Genomic DNA, 20,933 nt, shown 5'->3' on the forward strand with positions numbered 1-20,933 from the left:
GGTCCATCCAGCATGCCGTACTCGTCCGGCGAACGTGCCGCATGATGCAAATTTTCTTCGCACTTGTATCACATGTGGCGTTGCCACCGGCCATCCGAGATCCATCGCACTGACGATACGAGAATTGCGACTCGAGCGGCGACGTCAGCCATTCGGAACAGTCGTAGACCTCAAAAAAGAGGTTCATCGCGGAATTCCGGGGAACGCCGGGGAGGAACGTCGGCGTTCGGCCATCAAGAGCCACTGCTCTTTTCGCCCTCAATGGCCAATCAACGCTGCGTTCCGGCCGTTCGGCGCTCAAGGTAGCCCCTCCCCGAGACACGAGGAGTTGCCGGTTCTGACACATTGGTCGACGTAACCTGTCAGCTTGCCGGATTGCGTGCCATGACGATCCACGCCGCGCCGTTGATCATCACCGACCGGTCGCCGGGGAAGCCCGCGAAGGCGGCACGAACCGCGGCCGAGGCGCGGGCGCGGATGTCGTCGGGCTGATCAGCGAGCGCACGCGACAGCGGGCCAACCTCAAGCGTCATCTTCACTGCGTCGTCGATCGCAGCGTCCCGCGTTTCGCCCTCGCCGAATCGGACGGCCGCGTCGAAGGGCGAGATAGCGATATCGGTAAAGCCGGCCGTCGTCAGGATGCGTGCCACGCGCTCCCGGTCGCCGAACGAAAACGGGCCGGGCGCTTCGGGATCGGGCAGCGCACTCGGCGGGAGGATGCCCTCGAGCGCGCCCACCGGCAGGCGCATCCAATCGTTCTCAGCCGCACCGCGCCAGCAGACGAAGGCGACCCGGCCGCCCGGCCGGAGTGCGCGTCGCATATGGGTGAACGCCGCTGTCGGATCGTCGAAGAACATCACGCCGAAACGCGAGAACAGGATATCGAACGCGCCCTCGGGCAGCTCTGCGCTGCTGGCGTCGGCCACCTGAAACAGGGCCGGCGTATCGTGTCGCGCAAGCGCGCGCGCTCGGTCGATCAGGGGTTCGGATATGTCCACGCCCAGCACTTGGCCCCCCGCGCCGACACGGGCGGCCAAAGCCAGACTCGACGCGCCTGCGCCGCAGCCGATGTCCAGCACGCGCTCACCCGTCGCGGGCGCGGCGACTTCTATCGCGGCCTGGCCGAACACCGCCACCAGCGCGTCGAGCCGGGCCTGGTTGGCGACCCAGCGCTCCCCGCTTTGACCATTCCAGTCACCCACCTGATCAGCACTTTGCTTTGCCACGTCATCTCCTTGACTCGACGATCCACCCTTCACCGCGTCGATCTACGCCAACCTTTTCGAAGGCGGCGACGCAACAAGAGAAGGGAATCTGTGCTCTCAAACCACCATCGACTGCTGGGCGAAGATGCCCGCCATCGCGCCCTGCGAGGATGCCTGCGTAACCGATGGCAAGAAGGGTGTGGCGAGGTCGCCAGCGGCGTAGATGCCGGGCATGCTGGTTTGGCGGCGCTCGTCAACCTTGAGAACGATGCCGGTGGGCGTATCCGCCGTGGCGAGGCCCAGTGATTCATGCAGGCTTGCCGACGGCTTGTTGCGCGGATTGGCGAACAGGACGTCGACCGCCACGTTGCGACCGGTATCGAGATTGACGGTGGTGATATGGCCTTTCTGGTGGGCGACCTCGATGATCCGGCCATCGACGAGAGGTATGTTGCGGCGCGCCAGATCGGCCTGGATATCGGGCGCAATGTCATGCCCATCGGCGAAGACAGTCAACTTGTCAGTCCAATCGCGGAACAACTTGGCAGACTGGTACGACTGCGGGCCAGACCAGACAAGGCCCCAATGCTGAGCGGCGACTTCAAAGCCGTCACAATACGGGCAGGGCACGATGGATGTGCCCCAGCTTTCGGCAAAGCCGGGAACAGCAGGCATCTGGTCGACAACGCCATAGCTCAGGATCAAACGGCGCGCCCTTAGGCTTTCGTGATCGTCGGTGACGACGCAGAAATCGTCGATGGCGCCAGACACGCTCTCCGCCCGGGCATCGACCAGCCGGATCGTTGGATAGCGCACCAGCTGCTGCCGCGCCTCGACCAGGATGTCTAGCGGCGGTTTGTGATCGTGGCCGAGCAAGCCATGCGAGTGCCCGGCAAAGCGGTTGCGCGGCCGGCCGGTATCGAGAACGGTGACCTTGCGGCGGGCACGGCCGAGCTGCAGGGCGGCGGCGAGACCGGCAAAGCTGCCGCCGATGATGATGACGTCATTCATGGTGATCGGCTCCGGGTTGTGGATGGAGGGGGCTGGGCGTGGTGTGCAATATCGCCCGGCGATACGCGCTTGAGACGGTCAGCGAGCAGGGCTTCGGCATTGGCGAGAAAGTTGCCCATGCTGTATTGACCGGCTCGACAATGCCGCTCGATATCGCCGGGCGGCCCGGGGAAACCTGATCTGGACAACCGGTTCAAACCTGCCCTTGACGTGCACATTGCGATACCACATGGTATCCTAATGCCCGAATTTGAATACTGTCAAGTACTGGAATTGTCGTGACCGAAAACAGCCACGGCCGGCGCGGCCGGCCCGCCAACGAGGCGCTTCGCCAAACGATTGTCGACGCCGCCTGCGAACTCTTTGTGGAATTGGGGTTTCAAGCGACGACCATGGACAAAGTCGCCCAGCGGGCGAAGATATCCAAGCTCAGCATCTATCGGCACTTCGAGAACAAGGAGGCGCTGTTCAGCGCGGCCATGGTGGCCCGCTGTGATCAGTTTGCACCGCAGGCCCTTTCTGAAGGCGTCGACGGTTCGGCCGAAGATCAGCTCATGGTGGTGGGATCATCCCTGCTTCGCACGCTGTTGAGCCCCGATGTCCGCAGTGTGGAAGCCATGGTTTTGGCCGACAAGACGAATCAAAAGTCGTTAAGCAAGCTTCATTACGAAGCCGGGCCCGCCCGTGTCATCGCCCACATCGAGGCCGTGTTGCTTCAGCTGCACGCGAAAGGGCTGCTGAACGTACCCGATCCTCTCCGGTCCGCCCGCTTGTTTGCCGCGCTTTTCAAAGGATCCGATCTACTGCTTATCGCACGCTTCGATGAGGCGAGAGCAGAGGACAGCAACGAAATCGAATCCTACTGCCGGTCGGCCGTCACCATGTTCATCGCCTCGCACGGTGACATCTAAGGGTGAGCTAACGCGGCTTGATGAAGAACCCGCAGAGTTGCACACGCTGTTCGCCTTGAGCAATCTGTGGATGACGCGCGAACGACTGATGCGCGAGGCCGCTACATGAGCGCAAAGGCTGCCCGCGCAGGCAGGCATCCTTGCACGGCTTAAGCCGCCTCACGAACTCAGGGGTCTAAGCGTCCGCAGAGGCCGATGACTTGTCCTCCAGGCGACGGCACGGAATGACCGCTCCACTCCGATACCTACCCTTAGGACAGAGACTGCTCGACCGGCTGCAACGGGTTGGCAAGCGACGTCCACGGAAATCCACGAAGAACCAAAAAAGAGGCGGGGCTTGCACCCCGCCTCTTCGGCTCCGTCATGATGCCCCGACTCTTAACCCTTCAAAAAGCCGGTGGAAATCCAAGGCACGGCGGCGATCATCGTGATCCCAATAAACAACGCGGCCATATAACCCATGATGGGTCGGATGCCCAGATTCGGCGAGATCTTGCTGACTGCACACGCCCCATAGTAGCCGACTCCGAACGGCGGCGAGAACAGCCCCAGTCCCATCGAGAGAATCACGACCATTGCATATTGAACTTCGTGGATGCCAACAGCTCGAGCAATCGGGAACAGTAACGGGCCGAAGAGCACGATTGCAGGGATTCCTTCAAGGACGCTACCCAATATGATGAACATGAAGATTGACACGACCATGAAGGAGAATGCGCCGCCAGGCAGATGCTGCATGAAGTCGGCCAGTCCATGGGAGAAGCCAGACTGGGTGAGCGCCCACGCCATCGCGGTAGCCGTACCAATAATGATAAGGATAGCTCCCGAAAGAGCAGCCGTCTCCACGAGCATGGGGCCGATTCGCTTCCAATTAAAGCATCGATACACCAAGAGTCCGGCGACGACGGCATAGGCGATTCCAACCGTTGAGACCTCCGTTGCCGTTGCCACTCCCTCGACCACCGCCAAACGGATGACAACCGGAAGTGCGAGTGCCGGGATCGATACCACAAACGCTTTCCCGACAAAGGACCACGCGGGTCTCCCGGACGACGTGGGTTCAGTCTTTCGAGCCCGCCACCAGACGAGCATGCATAACATGAACGCCAGTACAAGGCCCGGCAACAGACCGCCCGTAAAGAGCGCAGAGATTGATACCCCCGTAACCGATCCGATCGTGATGAGCACAATGCTTGGTGGGACCGTCTCAGTTTGCGCGCCGGTAGCCGATAGCAACGCCACGAGCTCGCCGGGATTCTCGCCACGCTTCTTCATCTCAGGGAACAGAATCGGAGCAACAGCTGCCATATCGGCTGCCTTCGAGCCGGAGATCCCCGAAATCAGATACATCGCACCGACCAAGACATAGTAAAGACCACCGCGCACATGGCCCAGCAACGATGCCAGGAAGTTGATCATCGCCCGTGCCATCCCTGTCATCTCAATGAGAAGCCCGAGGAAAATAAACATCGGCACCGCCAACAGAAGGATTTGAGACATTCCTTCGTCCATGCGGCTGACGACGATTTCCAGCGGCATGGAGGTTGACATTGAAAGGTAAGCAAACACGGAAAGACCGAAGGAGAATGCGATGGGCATGCCGCTCAAGACCGTGAAGCCGACCACTCCAACGAAGAAAATCACCAGGTTAAGGTTTCCAAGCGATTGCAAAACGGGTCCGGCATGTTCCAACGCAAACACACTTACTAGCGACACCGCAACCCCAGCGATAGCGGTCCTCCAGCCGATTGCTAACAACTTGACCACGCAGATCAGCAGCATCGACACAACCCCGAAGATGATAGCCGCAACGCGTACGCCGTCATTGATCTCCATTGTCGGGGTCAAAATGTCCCACTGCTGCTTGATGTAAGCGATCGATGGAACAAGTATGAGCCCGAGAAAAAGCATGCTCGCCACCGTCGAAATGGTGTCCCAGAACGGATCCCAGTGCTCGCCCATGCGGTTGACAAGTGCGGTCATGCGCATGTGGCTTCCTCGGTGCAACGCCGTAGCGGCACCTGTCATTGCTAGCCAGAGAAACAGGATGGCAGCGAGTTCGTCGCTCCAGATTAACGGGTGGTGCAGGACATAACGAGCAACAACGCCGCTGAAAAGCAGGATAACTTCCGCTAGCACCAGCAGTGCCGCAGGCACAGAGACGATTACGCCAAGCGCAAAGTCCACACGGGACAGCCAGCGCGGCATAGTCTTCGTTGCGTGATGGACTGTTGCGCTGGTCTGTTGTTCGAGTGCGTCATCCACGTCTTTCAGCATTTGCGTTCTCATGCGAGCTTCCCCGTGTATTTCTCCATGAGACTCCATTCTTCGTCTCCGAAGAATTGCTTCTGCTCCGTGTAGAAGTTCGCGGATTTCAGGGTTTGGCGGAACGCGTTCGTGTCAGCGGTGTTAAACGCAAGCCCTCTGCCCGCAAGCGTCTTTTGCAGGGAGGCGTTCAACTGGATCACGTCTTGTCGTTGCTTCAGTGCCCCCGCATTGAGGTGCTTTGAGACGATGTCACGGACGGTGGGCGGCATTTTTTCCCACGCTGTCTTGTTACCCAAGAACCAGTAGCCGTCCCACATGTGGTTTGTCATCGAGCAGTATTTCTGAACTTCATAAAGCTTCGCGGCGTCTACTACAGCCAGCGCGTTCTCCTGTCCGTCGACGACCTTTGTCTGCAATGAGGAATAGACTTCGTTGAAGCTGATCGACGCCGGGGCGGCGGAAAGCGACTTGAACAGCGAGATCCAGAGACGACCACCCGGCACCCGGATTTTCATGCCCTGCAGATCGGCAGGAGTCTTGATGGGCTTCGTACTGGTCGTGATCTGGCGGAACCCGTTGTTCCAGATCTTGTCCTGAACAACCAGATTCGCCTTTCCAATAAGCCCGCGAATATGGGCGCCAAGGTCGCCATCGAATGCCGCGAATACCTGGTCATAGTCTTTATACGCGAAGCCGACGCCAGAAATGGATGCCTTCGGAACCAGAGTCGACAAGGTATTTGCGCCCGACACCGTATAAAACTCCAGTGCCCCAGCTCGCAACTGCGAGAACATGTCCGGGTCGCCACCGAGCTGATTATTCGGAAACACCCGAAGGTCGACTCGACCATCTGTCTCCTTTTTGATCGCATCCGATGCCTCTTGGATGCGCACGTTCAGAGGGTGAGTTGCCGGTAGGTTCGTCCCGACCTTATAGGAAAATTCTGCAGCATTGGCGCGCCGAATCCACGGACCATCCAGGAGGCCTGTCGCCGCAACAACGGCTGCTCCGGTTCCGGTGATGAGAAAGTTTCTACGGGTGAATCCCATGTTCGTCTCCAACAATTTTGATAATCGTCCGTCAAGGACTTGCGCTTTATATGCTTGCTCGCCCTTCCCCGACGCGATGGGTCGAAGGAGCGGTATGGTGCGCTTTTGATTTGACGCGCCTGTCAGGTTGGTGCGCGTATTTAGAGTAGCGGACGTGTCGCCTCACAACAAACGACTTTATTTCGACCTATGGTGAGAAAAAATCGCTGGCTCGAATTCGAGAGGCAACGGGTTCAACAGATACTCCCCCGCGAAGCAGCGACCGCGGACTGTGAACACCGTGGCGTGCAGTGTTGGTGACCGCGTATTGGGGAAATCCCGCTCTGGCTTCGCCGCAGGGCGGCGGCCTGGACGCGCGGTCTTCTTCGCTTGCGCGAACCTCACTCACAACCAGTCGCGGCCCCAAAAGTCGGGGACTACGCCGGAATTAGCGATCTGCTTAAAAACCGCTTCTACGGTGAAAAAAAATCGGCACGTGGACGGAGCTGCCTAGCGCCATCGCCACTGATCGCAGTGATAGGTCCGATAGCCTTTGGCTTCGCGACATCGCTGAGCGCTACTGGTGAGCGCAAGGATTGAGCGTGTCCGCTCCTCAAGCCACGCACCGCTAGATTATTTTGCGCTGCTACCGGTGCCGCTTGCCGCGATTGACGGACGTAAACGAACGAAAGAAGCCGGGGGCCTATAACGGGCGCATCGACTCGCTCTCGACGGCCTGGCGAAAGGTCTTCGGCTTCACGCACGGCATTGTGCTCGTCGACGCCTTCTTCGAGAACGTCCAGCTTGATGGTCAGCGCGTGGGGCTGCGCTTCGACCGAGCGCCCCCACAGCCTATGCAGGTTGCGTGCTTGTGGACGCGCACCGAGATCCCGGACGCGGACGATCTGTGGTCGATCGCGGTGGTCACCGATGATCCGCCGCCCGAAGTAGCGGCGGCCGGTCACAAGTATTTTTCTTTACAATCATGGCCTTGGACCACACAGGGAAGCACGTCATCCCGCGCGCCGACGAACCGATCGGCGGCAAGGTGCGCGGCCGCATCGTCGTGGACGTCAGCGCACGGCGCCGGCAACGGCCATCCGTCGATTCGATTCAGGCCGGCGGCTCGTGCGTCGAGACCGCCCGCACCAATTTATCCAGGAGACCTCATGACCGCTGCAGACAACGCGCCCGTCAGCCGCTTCCCCGTGCCGGCACTCGAAGACCTGCCCGACGACATTCGCGAACGAATCGCGACCGTCCAGGAGAAATCGGGCTTCGTCCCGAACGTATTCCTCACGCTCGCGCATCGCCCGGACGAGTTTCGCGCGTTCATGGCATACCACGATGCGCTGATGGACAAGCCGGGCAACCTCACCAAGGCCGAACGCGAGATGATCGTCGTGGCCACCAGCAGCGTGAACCAGTGTCAGTACTGCGTGATCGCGCACGGCGCGATCCTGCGCATTCGCGCGAAGGATCCGCTGATCGCCGACCAGGTCGCGACCAACTATCGCAAGGCCGACATCACCGCGCGACAGAAGGCGATGCTCGACTTCGCGATGAAGGTTTCGCAGACCGCGCACCAGGTGGGCGAAGCGGACTTCGATACGCTGAAGTCGCATGGCTTCACCGACGAGGACGCCTGGGACATCGCGGCGATCTCGGCGTTCTTCGGGATGTCGAATCGCATCGCGAACGTGACAAACATGCGGCCCAACGCGGAGTTCTACGCGCTAGGGCGCTGAGGGCGGCCGGCAACGGCGATCGTGATCGAAGACCGGCGTGCATGCGACCGGGCGTCATCCGGTCGCCGCGCGTCGGCGAGGCGTCGGCGCGGCGCTCGAGCGAACCCGCGATGCCCCGGCTCCCAGACTCACCCGACCTTCTTCAACGCCTGCAGTCCCTCCGGCAACTTCGCGTCCGGGAACATCGTCGACAGCGTCGTATCGCGCCACCGCGCCGCCTCCTCTGCACGCTGCGCTTCCGCCTGCTCGCACACGAACAGCGCATCGCCGCCGAGCAGCAGACGCATCGGCACGTCGTCGCGACGCGACAACTCGACGATCAGCTTCGCGATCCGCGCCGGATCGCCGACCTCGTGGCCGCCGTATGCGCCGAGCAATTCGAGAATCTTCCCGACCGACGGCTGATAGTCGGGCAGCAGGCCGTCGATCTCGCGCTTCGCCTGCGCGGCCCATTCGGTGCGCATCCCGCCCGGCTCCAGCGTGCAGACGCGCACGCCGAACGGCGCGACTTCCTTCGACAGCACGTCGCTGAACCCGCCGACCGCCCACTTCGCCGCCTGATACGCGGACAGGCCGGGCGTCGACGTGCGCCCGCCGACCGAGGACACCTGGAAGATGTGGCCCGCGCGCTGCGCACGCATCGTCGGCAGCACCGCGCGCGTCAGGTTGACCACGCCGAACAGGTTCGTTTCGATCTGGTCGCGGAAGTCATCGGCGCCGATCTGCTCGAACGGCGCCGTATGACCGTAGCCCGCGTTGTTCACCAGCACGTCGATGCGGCCGAACGCGTCGCGGGCAGCCGCTACCGCGTGCGCGGCCGCCGCTGCGTCGGTCACGTCGAGTTCAATCGGCAGCAGCCGGTCGCCGTACCGTTCTTCCAGATCCGCGAGCCGCGCGGGATCGCGCGCACCGGCCGCCAGACGATCGCCCGCCGCCAGCACTGCTTCCGCGATCGAGCGCCCCAGGCCGCGTGCGGCCCCTGTTACCAGCCAGACTTTCGACATTTTCCACTCCTCGACAAGATTGAAATCACAAAATGAATGATTACTCACTCATTAATATGGCGCTGAAACGGCGATTTTCACCGTGCCGCGCCCTGCCTGAAACCGCCTTCCGCCGCGGCGGATGCGCCCGAACCGAACGCGCCGCCAATCACCCGTCTCCCGCCGTCCGCCAGGCAGCCCGCCCGGCGAGCCGTCCACTCATACCGCGTGCAACACGGCCCACAACGCACGAAACCCCGCTTCCCGGTATCCGTCGGCCAGCGCCGGATCGCGCGCGATCGATTCCATCGCCGTTTCCGCGATCGACGTGAACAGCGCCGCGCAGAACGCGTGCGCATCGTCGGCCTTCAGCCCGCCCGCAGCCGCAACCTGCGCGCGCAGCAGCGAGCTGATCGCGCCGAACCCTTCGGCCCCGGCCGCGCGATGCGCGTCGTCGATGCGGCCGCTCACGCCGAGCTGCTGCAGCGCGCGGCGCCCGTCCGGATTCGCGACGCCCCACGACACGTAGCCGTTCCACGCATGCCGCATCGCCTGTTCGGCCGGCGCGTGTTTCGGAAACCCGGTCATCATCGCCTCGCGCATGTCGGCCTTCAGGCTCAGGTACAGCGCATTCAGCAGCGCATCCTTGGTCTCGAAATAGGTAAACACCGTGCCTTCCGCGACACCGGCGAGCCGGGCGATGCGCGCGGTGGTCGCGCTCGCGCCGTCCTCCGCGAGCGCGCGGGCGGCGGCGGCGAGGATGGCGTCGTGCTTGTCGGGACTGCGCGGTCGGGCCACGTTCGATTCCTTTAATGAGTGAGCGCTCAATCATAATCGCGGCATGCGTGCCATGCAAGTGCTGTTACGACACGGGAACACATACACAATCGATCAAAAGCGTGCACTATTAGCGTTTTCACGTACTGGCGCGCCAACGCACCGGCGCCCGGCGCTTCGACGTTCGTTCCACGCTCACACCGCTTCAGACCGCGATCCACTCATGACGAATAAGCCCAACCAGACCGAAGCCGACCAGCCCGTCGACATGATCATCTTCGGCGGCGGCGGCGACCTGGCCGCCCGCAAGCTGTTGCCCGCGCTGTACATGGCGCACCTGCACTGCAACCTGCCGCCGGAGACGCGCATCATCGCGGTCGGCCGGCGCGACTGGGGCATCGACGGCTATCGCAAGTTCATGGACGAGCAATCGCGCCCGTTCATCGACGACAAGGCGTTCAACGCCGACGCATGGGCCCGCTTCCTCGACCTGTTCAAGTACGTGCTGATCGACGTGAACGCGCCGGAAGACTATGCGCGCCTCGCCGAAGCGGCGCGCACCGACGCGATCCACGTGTTCTACCTGTCGACGTCGCCGGAGCTGTTCACGACGATCTGCGACAACCTGTCGGCCGCGCACCTCGTCGATGCGCGCTCGCGCGTCGTCCTCGAAAAGCCGCTCGGCCACGATCTCGCGTCGGCGCAGGCGATCAACGATGCGGTCGGCAAGCATTTCGCGGAATCGCAGATCTACCGGATCGACCATTACCTCGGCAAGGAAACCGTGCAGAACCTGATGGTGCTGCGCTTCGGCAACCCGATCTTCGGGCCGCTGTGGCAGGCGCCGAGCATTCGCAGCGTGCAGATCACGGTGGCGGAGACGGTCGGCGTCGGCAGCCGCGCGGGCTTCTACGACCATACCGGCGCGCTGCGCGACATGGTGCAGAATCACCTGCTGCAACTGCTGTGCATCGTCGCGATGGAACCGCCGGTGTCGCTCGACCCGGACGCGGTGCGCGACGAGAAGCTGAAGGTGCTGCGCTCGCTGCGGCCGATGGCGCTGTCGGACGTCGCGCGCGACACGGTGCGCGGCCAGTACACGGCCGGCGCGGTCGACGGACAGCCGGTCAAGGGCTATCTCGAGGAGGACAACGTGCCGGCGGACAGCCACGCGGAAACCTTCGTCGCGCTGCGCGCGCACATCAACAACTGGCGCTGGGCGAACGTGCCGTTCTTCCTGCGCACCGGCAAGCGGCTGCAGCGCCGCCAGTCGGAAATCGTGATCGAGTTCGCGGACATGCCGTTCTCGATCATCCCGAGCGGCCCGCGCCACTACAGCAACCGCCTCGTGATCCAGCTCCAGCCGGAAGAATCGATCCAGTTGCAGATGCTCGCGAAGGAGCCGGGCAGCGGGATGAAGATGGTGCCCGTGAGCCTGAACCTCGACCTGCAGCAGGCGATTCCGGAGCGGCGCGCGGAAGCATACGAACGGCTGCTGATCGACGTGATCCGCGGCCGCCTCACGCACTTCATGCGCCGCGACGAGCTCGAAGCCGCATGGTCGTGGGTCGAACCGATCCTCGACGGCTGGAAGCAGCTCGGCGATCGCCCGCGCCTCTACACCGCGGGCACGTTCGGACCAGCGGCATCGTCGGCGCTGCTGGCGCGCGACAACATGTCGTGGTCTGAGGAAGCGTAAGCCTTGCACGACGGCGTGCCCGCGGCGCAAGCGCCGTGCGGCACGCCGGGTCACGCCGGCGCCCGAAGCCGGTCGCCCGCGTCCCTTCCAGCGCGCCGCCGCTACAGCGGCCCCATCCACGCAGCCTTGCGCCGCGTCGGCCCATCGCTGCCGCTGCTCCCGCCGCCCAGCACCTCGATCATGTAATCGACGAACGACGCGATCCGCGACGAGATCGCAGTGTTCCGGTAATACACCGCGTTGATCGGCTGCTCGACCTCGAGCGTCTGCCGCGCGAGCACCTGCACGAGCCGGCCGGCCTCGCGATCCTGCGCGGTCATGAAGTCCGACAGGCACACCACGCCCGCCCCCTCCAGCGCGAGCTGCCGCAGCGTCTCGCCGCTCGACGACCAGATGCCGGGCTCGATGCGGCTCGGCTCGCCGTCCGCGCCGAGGATCGGCCACACGTTCAGCGATTCGGGCTGCGTGAAGCCGAGCAGCGTGTGCTTGCCGAGATCCTCCACCTTGCGCGGCTGGCCGTGCGCTTCGATGTACGCGGGGCTCGCGAGGATGCGCAACCGGCTGTTGCCGATCCGCCGGCTGTGCAGCGTCGAATCCTTCAGGCGGCCGATCCGGATCGCGACGTCGGTGCGCCGCTCGAGCAGGTCGATGATCCCCTCGTTGCTGTTCAGCTCCAGCTCGACCTTCGGAAAGCGTTCACGGTAGCCGCGCACGAGCGGCACGATCACATGCAGCATGAACGGCGTCGCGGCATCGACGCGCAGCCGCCCCGACGGCATCTCGCGCCGCGCGAGCATCTGCTCCTCGGCGTTCTCGACCGATTCGATGATCGCGCGCGCATCCTGCAGGAATGCGCGCCCCTCTTCGGTCAGTTCGAGCCGGCGCGTGGTCCGGCGCAGCAGCGTGGTCTTCAGCTTCTCCTCGAGCCGCGCAAGCGTGCGGCTCGCCGCCGACACGGTGACGTCGAGCTGCTGCGCGGCGGCGGTGATCGAGCCGGTGTCGACCACGGCGGCAAAGGCCTGGAGTTCGTCGAGCGTGATTTTCATTGTTGACCTGAAATCAAAACAATTTGGTTTATAGACCAGTTTTTCAGCAAAAGTAAAGGCGGCACACTGCGATCCATTCTTACTGGAACCTGGATCCCGCCATGCCACTCGCCCTGCTTGCGCTGACCATCAGCGCCTTTGCCATCGGCACGACCGAATTCGTGATCGTCGGGCTGATCCCGACGATCGGCGCCGATCTCGGCGTCAGCCTGCCGTCGGCCGGCCTGCTCGTCAGCCTCTACGCGCTGAGCGTCGCGATCGGCGCGCCGCTCCTCACCGCGCTCACCGGCCGCGTGCCACGCAAAACGCTGCTCGCCGCGCTGATGGCGCTGTTCACGATCGGCAACCTCGTCGCCTGGCAGGCGCCGGGCTACGAATCGCTGATCGTCGCGCGCGTGCTCACCGGCCTTGCGCACGGTGTGTTCTTCTCGGTCGGCTCGATCATCGCGACCACGCTCGTGCCGAAGGACAAGGCCGCCAGCGCGATCGCGACGATGTTCAGCGGCATGACCGTCGCGTTCGTCGCCGGCATCCCGCTCGGCACCTTCATCGGTCAGCACTTCGGCTGGCGCGCGACGTTCCTGATCGTCGCGCTGTTCGGCCTCGTCGCGTTCCTCGGCGCCGTGGCCTTCGTGCCGCGCGGCCTTCCGCGGACGCCGCCGGCGCCGCTCGCCCGTCAGTTCCGCGTGCTGGCCCAGCCGCGCCTGCTGCTCGTCTATGCGATGACGGCGGTCGGCTACGGCGGCTCGCTGATCGCGTTCACCTACATGGCACCGCTGCTCGAACAGATCGCCGGCTTCACGCCGTCGCAGGTCAGCCTCGTGCTCGTCGGCTACGGCGTGTCGGTCGCGTTCGGCAACGTGTGGGGCGGCAAGCTCGCCGACCGCGTCGGCCCGGTCAAGGCGCTCAAGCAGATCTTCCTGCTGCTCGCGATCGTGCTGCTCGCACTGACCTTCACGGTGCACGTGAAGTGGCTCGCGGTGCTGACGATGCTCGCGTGGGGCGCGGTCGCATTCGGCAACGTGCCGGGCCTGCAGGTGTACGTCGTCAAGCAGGCGCGCCACTTCGCGCCGGACGCCACCGACGTTGCATCGGGCTTCAACATCGCCGCGTTCAACCTCGGCGTCGCCGGCGGCTCGTCGCTCGGCGGCCTGATCGTCGCGAACGTCGGCCTCGGCCACACGCCGTGGATCGCCGCCGTCGTCACGCTCGGTGCGTTCGCGCTGACCGCGCTGAGCGGCCGCCTCGATCGCGGCCAGGGCCTGCCCGAACGCACGGCCGAACCCGTCGAACTCGCCCATTGAACGTCACTTTCCGCAGGAGCCGCACAGCATGAACGCATCGACCCGACGTCCGCCGTTCGCCGGCAAGACTTTCGAAGTCCGTTACGACGGCCTCACCGCCCTCAACGCGTATGACGAGGACGGCCTCCACATGCGCTACGAGATCACCGAAGGCGCATACGCCGGCGCGACGGGCGAAGTCGCCTTCACGTGGCAGCACGTCGCCGGCGAGACCTACGCGATCTCGTGGCAGGAAGCCGACCGCGCGACGGTCGTGCACCTCGACGATTTTGCCGCCGGCACGTCGCGCTCGTTCTTCACCGCGTCGTCGCTCGACTTCTACCGGCTCGAAGGCAGCCTGCGCGCGATCTGAACGGAGACGCCCGACCATGTCCACTTCACTCGACAAACTCGCCGAAGGCGGCTTCACCATCGGCATCGAACTGCCGCTCGACAACGACTGGTCGCCGGCCGGCGACGCGAAGCGCCAGCATGACGGCCGCCGCCCCGGCGTGCCCGACCTGGAAATCCACGCGGAGCTCGCGCAACTGGCCGACACGCTCGGCTTCCGCGCGCTCTGGGTGCGCGACGTGCCGGTGTACGACCCGTCGTTCGGCGACGCCGCGCAGGTGTTCGAGACCTTCTCGTATCTCGGCTACCTCGCCGGCATCACGCGCGACATCCTGCTCGGCACGGCGGCCGTCGTGCTGCCGCTGCGCGAACCGCTGCTGACGCTGAAATCGGCCGCGACGATCCAGGAACTGAGCGGCGGCCGCCTGCTGCTCGGCGTCGCGAGCGGCGACCGGCCGGTCGAATATCCGCTGTTCGGCCGCGATTTCGCATCGCGCGGCGCCAACTTCCGCGACCAGATCGCGCTGCTGCGCGACGGCGCGCGCGCGCATCTGCCGCCCGGGCTCGACGTGCTGCCCGCCGCGCGCTCGACGGTGCCGCTGCTCGTCGCGGGTCTCGCGCAGCAGACGCCCGCATGGATCGGCGAACACATGGACGGCTGCCTCGCGTATCCGGGCACGCCGGCCGATCACTTGCAGCGCGTCGCGAACTGGCGCGCGGTGGCCGGCAACAAGCCGTACGTGAGCTTCATCCACCTCGACCTCGCGGAAGATCCGCACGAGCCGCTGCAGCGGCACCGCTTCGGCGCGCGCGCCGGACGCATCGCGCTGACGGAGGAACTCGCGGCGATGCGCGCCGCCGGCGTGCAGCACATCGGCCTGCATTTCCGCCGCAACCGCCGCCCGCTAGACGAGACGCTGGCCGAGATCGCGTCGGACGTGCTGCCGGTGTTCCATGCGAATGCCGCGGCCGATGCGAACGCGCTGACGGGCGCCGCCTGAGGCCGGCACGCCGCCAGCCAGCGGGATCCACGACCGATATTTGACTTGAAATCAAATATTTTTGACCTCTAAAGGCGTTTATCTCATCAGTCCAGGGCGCCAGAATGATTTCCATACCGCAATCGCTCCACCTCTTCCAGGAACACATGATGAGCAACATTCCCGCATTCGGCCTCGGCACCTTCCGCCTGCAAGGCCAGGTCGTCATCGACTCGGTCCGCAACGGCCTCGAGGTCGGCTACCGCGCGATCGACACCGCGCAGATCTACGGCAACGAAGCCGAAGTCGGCGAAGCGATCGCCGCATCGGGCGTGCGCCGCGAAGACCTGTTCCTCACGACGAAGATCTGGGTCGACAACTACGCGCCGGAAAAGCTGGTCGCCAGCCTCGAGGAAAGCCTGCGCAAGCTGCGCACCGACTACGTCGACCTGACGCTGATCCACTGGCCGGCTCCCGAGAGCGGCGTGTCGGTCCAGGCATTCATGACCGCGCTCGCCGACGCGAAGGTGAAGGGTCTCACGCGCCAGATCGGTATCTCGAACTTCAACATCGCACTGACGAAGGAAGCGATCGCGGTGGTCGGCAAGGATGCGATCGCGACGAACCAGATCGAACTGAGCCCGTACCTGCAGAACCGCAAGCTGGTCGAATTCCTGAACGGCGAAGGCATCCACGTGACGTCGTACATGACGCTCGCATACGGCAAGGTGCTCGGCGACCCGGTGATCGGTGCGATCGCGCAACGTCACGACGCGACGCCGGCGCAGGTCGCGCTGGCCTGGGCCCTGCAGCTCGGCTACTCGGTGATCCCGTCGTCGACGAAGCGCGAAAACCTCGCAAGCAACCTGCTCGCGCAAACGTTGCGCCTGACCGACGAGGACATGGCGCAGATCGCCGCGCTCGAACGCAACGGCCGCGAAGTCGACCCGGTCGGCCTCGCGCCGAAGTGGGACTAAGGCCTGCTCCCGCTGACGACAGGCGCTGGCATCGCCCCCTCAATCGAACCGTCCGCGGCCAGCCGGCCGCGGCACCGACAGGAATCCATCATGACCCAGGACCCGCTTTTCCAACCGCTGCAATTCGGCTCGCTGACACTGCCCAACCGCATCGTGATGCCGCCGATGACGCGTTCGCGCGCCAGCCAGCCCGGCGACGAAGCCAACGAACTGATGGCCGCGTATTACGCGCAGCGCGCGAGCGCGGGCCTGATCGTCAGCGAAGGCACCTACATCGCGCCGCTCGGCAAGGGCTACGCATGGACGCCCGGCATCCACACGCCGTCGCAGGTCGCCGGCTGGCGCAAGGTGACGGACGCCGTCCACGCAGCGCATGGCCGCATCTTCGCGCAGCTCTGGCACGTCGGCCGGCTGAGCCACACGAGCCTGCTCGGCGGCCGGCAACCCGTTTCGTCGTCGCCGCTCCAGGCGAAGGGCGTGAACGTGTTCGTCGCCGGTGAAGACGGCAGCACGCCGGGCTTCGTGCAGGCGTCCGAGCCGCGCGCGTTGTCCGTCGACGAAATCGGCGAGATCGTCGATCAATACCGCGCCGCCGCGCGCAACGCGATCGAAGCCGGTTTCGACGGCGTCGAGCTGCACGGCGCGAACGGCTATCTCGTGAACCAGTTCATCGACTCGAACGCGAACACGCGCACCGACGCGTACGGCGGCTCGCTCGACAACCGGCTGCGCTTCCTGCGCGAAGTCGCGCAGGCGTTGATCGAAGGCACCGGCGACGCGTCGCGCGTCGGCATCCGCCTCGCGCCGCTGACCACGCTGAACGGCTGCGTCGACGACGATCCCGAAACGACCTACCTCGCCGCCGCGAAGCTGCTCGGCGAACTCGGTGTCGGCTACCTGCACATCGCGGAAGCCGACTGGGACGACGCACCGCTGATGCCGGTCGAATTCAAGCAGCAGCTGCGTGCCGCGTTTCCTGGCGTGCTGATCTACGCCGGCGCGTACACCGCCGAGCGCGCGCGGGAAGCGATCGCCGCCGGCTGGGCCGACCTCGTCGCCTTCGGCCGACCGTTCGTCGCGAACCCCGACCTGCCCGAGCGCCTGCGCACCGGCGCCGCGCTCACGCCGCACGACCGCAACACGCTGTTCGGCGGCGGCGCACGGGGCCTGACCGACTATCCGACGCTCGCGCAGGCCGCGGCCTGAGCGATCGACAGGAGTCCGACATGAGAATCACGCCCCCTTCCCGCCTGGGTTTCGGCACCGCGCCACTGGGCAACATGTATCGGGACATCCCGAACGAAGAAGCACTGGCCACCGTCGACGCGGCCTGGGAAAGCGGTATCCGCTACTTCGACGCGGCGCCGCTGTATGGCGCCGGCCTCGCCGAGCTGCGCCTCGGTGAAGCGCTCGCCGGCCGGCCGCGCGACGAATATTCGCTCGGCACCAAGGTCGGCCGCCTTGTGCTCGACGAGCACGAGGATGCGTCGCAGCGCGATCTCGGCGAGAAGGGCGGGCTGTTCCGCCATGGCCTGCCGAACAAGATCGTCTACGACTACACGGAAGACGGCACGCTGCGCTCGATCGAAGCGAGCCTCGAGCGGCTGCGCACCGACCGCCTCGACACCGTGTGGATCCACGATCCGGCGATCGACTTCCACAGCGAGCGCTGGCTCGACGTGTTCGACGTCGCGATGTCGGGTGCGGCCAAGGCACTCACGCGGCTGCGCGACGAGAAGGTCATCAAGGGCTGGGGCCTCGGCGTGAACCGGATCGAGCCGTGCGAGCTCGCGCTCGAGCGCTCGGATCCGGACGGCTTCCTGCTCGCCGGCCGCTACACGCTGCTCGACCATGCCGGCGCGCTCGAACGGCTGATGCCGGAAAGCGCCGTGCGCAGCCTCGGCATCATCGTCGGCGGCCCGTACAACTCTGGCGTGCTCGCGGGCGGCACCCACTTCGAATACCAGCCGGCCACGCGGGAGATGCTCGATCGCGTCGCGCGCATCCGGCAGATCAGCGAGCAGTTCGGCGTCGATGTCCGCGCGGTGGCGCTGCAGTTCTCGCTCGCGCACCCGGCCGTCGCGGCCGTGATCCCCGGCGCGAGCCGGCCCGAGCGCATCGACGAGAACCTGCGGCTCGCGTCGGCGCCGATTCCGGCAAGCCTGTGGGACGCACTGAAGGCCGAGCGCCTGATCGCGGAACACGCGCCGACACCGGCCGGCGCGGCCTGAGCCGCTTGCGCGCGACCGCCGCGACGAGCGGCCGCGCACATCCATTCCCGTGCAATCGCGGCGGCTATCGCCGCGATTGCCATTTCCGAATTGCAGCCTGCGCAATCGCCGTCTAACGTTCACAAGATCGACTTCGCACGACCGTCACCCGACCTGAAAGGACGCTCCGCCATGCCAAGCCGCTTTCCGAAACGCGACATGCTGCAGGCCCTCGCGGCCCTTTCGTTCGCGGCCTGCACCTTGCCGGCCCATGCCGACGATGCAACCGGTCTCGTGCCGCCCCAGTCGGCCTCGCCCGTGCTGTCGACGACCGCGACCGGCGTGCAGATCTACGCATGCGAATACGACGCCGGGCACCGGCTCACGTGGGCATTCCAGCGCCCGGAAGCGATGCTGTTCGACGCCACCGGCGCGCTCGTCGTCCGGCACGGCGCGGGGCCGTCGTGGGAATCGCTCGACGGCAGCAGCATCACCGGCAAGAAGCTCGCGGAAACGCCCAGCGCGCACCCGGGCAGCATTGCGCAACTCCTGCTCGCCGCGACGCCGGCAGCAGCCGGCACGCTCGCCGGCGTGCGCTTCGTACAGCGGCTCGATACCGTGGGCGGCACGCCGCCGGAGGCGACGTGTGCGACCGAACATGCGATCGGCCGCTTTCCGTATTTCGCGCGATACGTGTTCCTGAAGTAACGCGCGGCGGCATCCCGAAGCGCGGACGCCGCTACCGTGATGCTCACAAGTCCATTTGATCAGTCATCCTGCATTTACTGATCGTATGTCCGGCGTATTCATCGTCATCGATCCGGCCAGGGCATGATGCGCGCGCGTCAGCGCGTGCGCATCGACAGCTCGACGTCGCCGCCGAACGGGACCGACAGATAGCCGTTTTCCGGCGCGCGCACGTAGGCGAGGTAGTCGGGACTGTATTGCGCGTTGTCGGCAATGACGAACGCGCCGGGCCGCAGCCGGCGCTCGACCAGCGCGAGCACCTCGGGATACAGCGCCTTCGCGCCGTCGAGCAGCAGCAGGTCGACCGTTTCGGGCAGATCGGCCGCCAGCGTGCGCAGCGCATCGCCTTCGCGAATCTCGACGAGATCGGCCAGCCCGCCGGCCGCCAGGTTCTCGCGCGCCCGCGCGACCTTCGACGCCTCGAACTCGCTCGTGATCAGCCGGCCGCCGCCGTTGTCGCGCAGCGCGGCCGCGAGGTGCAGCGTCGAGATACCGAACGACATGCCGAATTCGACGATGGCTCGCGCGCCGTTACTGCGCGCGAGCATGTACAGCAGCGTGCCCGTCTCGCGCGACACCGCGAGCGGATAGTCCTTCAGGCGTGCATAGAAATCGGCGTAATCGGTCTTGCTGCGCATCAGCCGCGCGTGCTCGTCGTGCGTCAGGTCGGCGAAGTCCGGGCTCGACGAGGGCGACGATGCGTCGGCTTCGTCGAACAGGCGCGCGAGCAGCGACGCCAGCGGGTCGTGAATCAGGGTGGTCATGCGAATCTCCGGTGTCAGGTTGAGTGCGTCAGGGCGCCCGACTAGAATATGACGAACTATTCAGGTTTTACTATTCGCATTGGCAGACCCGTCATGACCGACCGCCGCAACGCCCCGATCGCCTCGCGCAGACTGCCTCGGCAGGCCCGCTCGACCCAGCTCGTCGATGACGTGCTGCAGGCCGCTATTCAGGTTCTGGCGACCGAAGGCGCGCAGCGCTTCACGATGGCGCGCGTCGCCGAGCGCGCCGGTGTGAGCGTCGGTTCGCTGTATCAGTACTTCCCGAACAAGGCGGCCGTGCTGTTCCGGCTGCAGCACGACGAGTGGCGCCAGACGTCCGGGATGCTGCGCGGGATGCTGGAAGATCCGCACAAGACGCCGCCCGAGCGGCTGCGCACGGCCGTCCATGCGTTCATCCACTCGGAATGCGACGAGGCGCGGATGCGCGTCGCGCTCGACGACGCCGCGCCGCTCTATCGCGACACACCCGAGGCGCAGGAAGCGAAGGCCGCCGGCAACCGGATCTTCAGCGCGTTCATGCTCGACGCGCTGCCCGACGCACCGGATGCCACGCGCGCGCTCGCGTGCGAGCTCATCACGAGCACGCTCACGAGTTCCGGCAAGGCGTTTTCGGAAACCGAACGCACGCCGGCGGAAATCGACGCGTACTCGGCCGCGATGGCCGACATGTTCTGCGCGTATCTCGCGCAGCTCGCGCGCGGCTGACGCAACGACGGCGACGACGGCAACGACGCACGCCAGCGCAGCACGCGCGCGGCCCCGGTATCATCCGGACTCACGTTGCGCACGGCGGCGCGGCGCGTCACGCGCGGCCGTATTCACGCACCTGCGCGGCCTCGATGAAAGACATTCGTAATATCCGATGCGTCACCCGCTCCGCCCCTGCCCGCCGATCCAGCATTCGAATAATCGCCTTAACGAATT

20 protein-coding genes and 1 pseudogene are annotated in these 20,933 nt (G+C 65.0%); 13 read left to right on the plus strand and 8 right to left on the minus strand.

Annotated elements, in window-relative coordinates; translation table 11 throughout:
- Nucleotides 1-362 precede the first annotated feature (362 nt).
- Nucleotides 363-1,226 carry a class I SAM-dependent methyltransferase gene (locus DIE11_RS12830; RefSeq protein WP_124624304.1) on the minus strand — a complete coding sequence of 288 codons (864 nt, stop codon included), beginning with the start codon at nucleotides 1,224-1,226 and terminating at the stop codon, nucleotides 363-365.
- 96 nt (nucleotides 1,227-1,322) lie between these two features.
- The gene (locus DIE11_RS12835) at nucleotides 1,323-2,216 is read right to left on the minus strand and encodes an NAD(P)/FAD-dependent oxidoreductase (RefSeq protein WP_124624306.1); all 894 of its coding nucleotides are present in this window, start codon (nucleotides 2,214-2,216) and stop codon (nucleotides 1,323-1,325) included.
- A 38-nt stretch (nucleotides 2,217-2,254) separates the two neighbouring features.
- On the opposite strand from DIE11_RS12835, the gene DIE11_RS36280 reads away from it, so the two are divergent.
- Both DIE11_RS36280 and DIE11_RS12840 read left to right on the plus strand, forming a co-directional pair.
- The gene (locus tag DIE11_RS36280) at nucleotides 2,255-2,395 is read left to right on the plus strand and encodes a hypothetical protein (RefSeq protein ID WP_185633753.1); all 141 of its coding nucleotides are present in this window, start codon (nucleotides 2,255-2,257) and stop codon (nucleotides 2,393-2,395) included.
- Nucleotides 2,396-2,494: 99 nt separating this feature from the next.
- On the plus strand, nucleotides 2,495-3,127 hold the full coding sequence (locus DIE11_RS12840; RefSeq protein ID WP_089489828.1) for a TetR/AcrR family transcriptional regulator: 633 nt from the start codon (nucleotides 2,495-2,497) through the stop codon (nucleotides 3,125-3,127).
- A 378-nt stretch (nucleotides 3,128-3,505) separates the two neighbouring features.
- Here the strand turns inward: DIE11_RS12840 and DIE11_RS12850 are convergent, their stop codons facing one another.
- Both DIE11_RS12850 and DIE11_RS12855 read right to left on the minus strand, forming a co-directional pair.
- The gene (locus DIE11_RS12850) at nucleotides 3,506-5,335 is read right to left on the minus strand and encodes a TRAP transporter large permease subunit (RefSeq protein WP_239468998.1); all 1,830 of its coding nucleotides are present in this window, start codon (nucleotides 5,333-5,335) and stop codon (nucleotides 3,506-3,508) included.
- A gap of 77 nt (nucleotides 5,336-5,412) precedes the next feature.
- A complete protein-coding gene (locus DIE11_RS12855; RefSeq protein ID WP_124624309.1) occupies nucleotides 5,413-6,444 on the minus strand; it encodes a TRAP transporter substrate-binding protein in 1,032 nt (343 codons plus the stop codon).
- Nucleotides 6,445-7,091: 647 nt separating this feature from the next.
- On the opposite strand from DIE11_RS12855, the pseudogene DIE11_RS37530 reads away from it, so the two are divergent.
- A pseudogene (locus DIE11_RS37530) lies at nucleotides 7,092-7,364 on the plus strand (SOS response-associated peptidase family protein); the annotation flags it as partial.
- Nucleotides 7,365-7,592: 228 nt separating this feature from the next.
- Entirely contained in the window at nucleotides 7,593-8,171 is a 579-nt protein-coding gene (locus tag DIE11_RS12860; protein ID WP_124624312.1) for a peroxidase-related enzyme, read from the plus strand.
- Nucleotides 8,172-8,299: 128 nt separating this feature from the next.
- Here DIE11_RS12860 and DIE11_RS12865 read toward each other — a convergent pair whose 3' ends face one another.
- The gene (locus DIE11_RS12865) at nucleotides 8,300-9,175 is read right to left on the minus strand and encodes an SDR family NAD(P)-dependent oxidoreductase (protein WP_124624315.1); all 876 of its coding nucleotides are present in this window, start codon (nucleotides 9,173-9,175) and stop codon (nucleotides 8,300-8,302) included.
- A 198-nt stretch (nucleotides 9,176-9,373) separates the two neighbouring features.
- A complete protein-coding gene (locus DIE11_RS12870; protein WP_124624318.1) occupies nucleotides 9,374-9,952 on the minus strand; it encodes a TetR/AcrR family transcriptional regulator in 579 nt (192 codons plus the stop codon).
- Nucleotides 9,953-10,154: 202 nt separating this feature from the next.
- On the opposite strand from DIE11_RS12870, the gene zwf reads away from it, so the two are divergent.
- On the plus strand, nucleotides 10,155-11,630 hold the full coding sequence (gene zwf, locus DIE11_RS12875) for a glucose-6-phosphate dehydrogenase (RefSeq protein WP_124624320.1): 1,476 nt from the start codon (nucleotides 10,155-10,157) through the stop codon (nucleotides 11,628-11,630).
- A 101-nt stretch (nucleotides 11,631-11,731) separates the two neighbouring features.
- Here zwf and DIE11_RS12880 read toward each other — a convergent pair whose 3' ends face one another.
- A complete protein-coding gene (locus DIE11_RS12880; protein ID WP_059608114.1) occupies nucleotides 11,732-12,676 on the minus strand; it encodes a LysR family transcriptional regulator in 945 nt (314 codons plus the stop codon).
- 101 nt (nucleotides 12,677-12,777) lie between these two features.
- Between DIE11_RS12880 and DIE11_RS12885 the strand changes: the two genes are divergently transcribed.
- The 7 genes from DIE11_RS12885 to DIE11_RS12915 all read left to right on the plus strand — a co-directional run bounded on the left by DIE11_RS12885 (nucleotide 12,778) and on the right by DIE11_RS12915 (nucleotide 19,185).
- The gene (locus tag DIE11_RS12885) at nucleotides 12,778-13,980 is read left to right on the plus strand and encodes an MFS transporter (RefSeq protein ID WP_059528553.1); all 1,203 of its coding nucleotides are present in this window, start codon (nucleotides 12,778-12,780) and stop codon (nucleotides 13,978-13,980) included.
- A gap of 28 nt (nucleotides 13,981-14,008) precedes the next feature.
- The gene (locus tag DIE11_RS12890) at nucleotides 14,009-14,332 is read left to right on the plus strand and encodes a MoaF-related domain-containing protein (RefSeq protein WP_124624323.1); all 324 of its coding nucleotides are present in this window, start codon (nucleotides 14,009-14,011) and stop codon (nucleotides 14,330-14,332) included.
- Nucleotides 14,333-14,348: 16 nt separating this feature from the next.
- Nucleotides 14,349-15,311, plus strand: coding sequence for an LLM class oxidoreductase (locus DIE11_RS12895; protein ID WP_124624326.1), 963 nt, complete (start codon nucleotides 14,349-14,351; stop codon nucleotides 15,309-15,311).
- A gap of 149 nt (nucleotides 15,312-15,460) precedes the next feature.
- A complete protein-coding gene (gene dkgB / locus DIE11_RS12900) occupies nucleotides 15,461-16,267 on the plus strand; it encodes a 2,5-didehydrogluconate reductase DkgB (protein WP_124624329.1) in 807 nt (268 codons plus the stop codon).
- Nucleotides 16,268-16,357: 90 nt separating this feature from the next.
- Nucleotides 16,358-17,473: an alkene reductase gene (locus DIE11_RS12905; protein ID WP_059608111.1), complete on the plus strand. Its 1,116-nt coding sequence runs from the start codon at nucleotides 16,358-16,360 to the stop codon at nucleotides 17,471-17,473.
- Between the two features lie 20 nt (nucleotides 17,474-17,493).
- Nucleotides 17,494-18,498, plus strand: a complete 1,005-nt coding sequence (locus tag DIE11_RS12910; RefSeq protein ID WP_124624332.1) for an aldo/keto reductase — start codon at nucleotides 17,494-17,496, stop codon at nucleotides 18,496-18,498.
- Between the two features lie 171 nt (nucleotides 18,499-18,669).
- Nucleotides 18,670-19,185: a DUF3455 domain-containing protein gene (locus tag DIE11_RS12915; RefSeq protein WP_124624335.1), complete on the plus strand. Its 516-nt coding sequence runs from the start codon at nucleotides 18,670-18,672 to the stop codon at nucleotides 19,183-19,185.
- A gap of 137 nt (nucleotides 19,186-19,322) precedes the next feature.
- Here DIE11_RS12915 and DIE11_RS12920 read toward each other — a convergent pair whose 3' ends face one another.
- A complete protein-coding gene (locus DIE11_RS12920; protein ID WP_124624338.1) occupies nucleotides 19,323-19,988 on the minus strand; it encodes an O-methyltransferase in 666 nt (221 codons plus the stop codon).
- A gap of 93 nt (nucleotides 19,989-20,081) precedes the next feature.
- On the opposite strand from DIE11_RS12920, the gene DIE11_RS12925 reads away from it, so the two are divergent.
- Complete coding sequence (locus tag DIE11_RS12925) at nucleotides 20,082-20,714, plus strand: TetR family transcriptional regulator (protein WP_260437108.1); 633 nt, start codon at nucleotides 20,082-20,084, stop codon at nucleotides 20,712-20,714.
- The last annotated feature ends 219 nt before the right edge of the window (nucleotides 20,715-20,933 follow it).

The sequence above is a fragment of the Burkholderia sp. Bp9012 genome, from assembly GCF_003853825.1.
Taxonomy (GTDB): Bacteria; Pseudomonadota; Gammaproteobacteria; order Burkholderiales; family Burkholderiaceae; genus Burkholderia; species Burkholderia diffusa.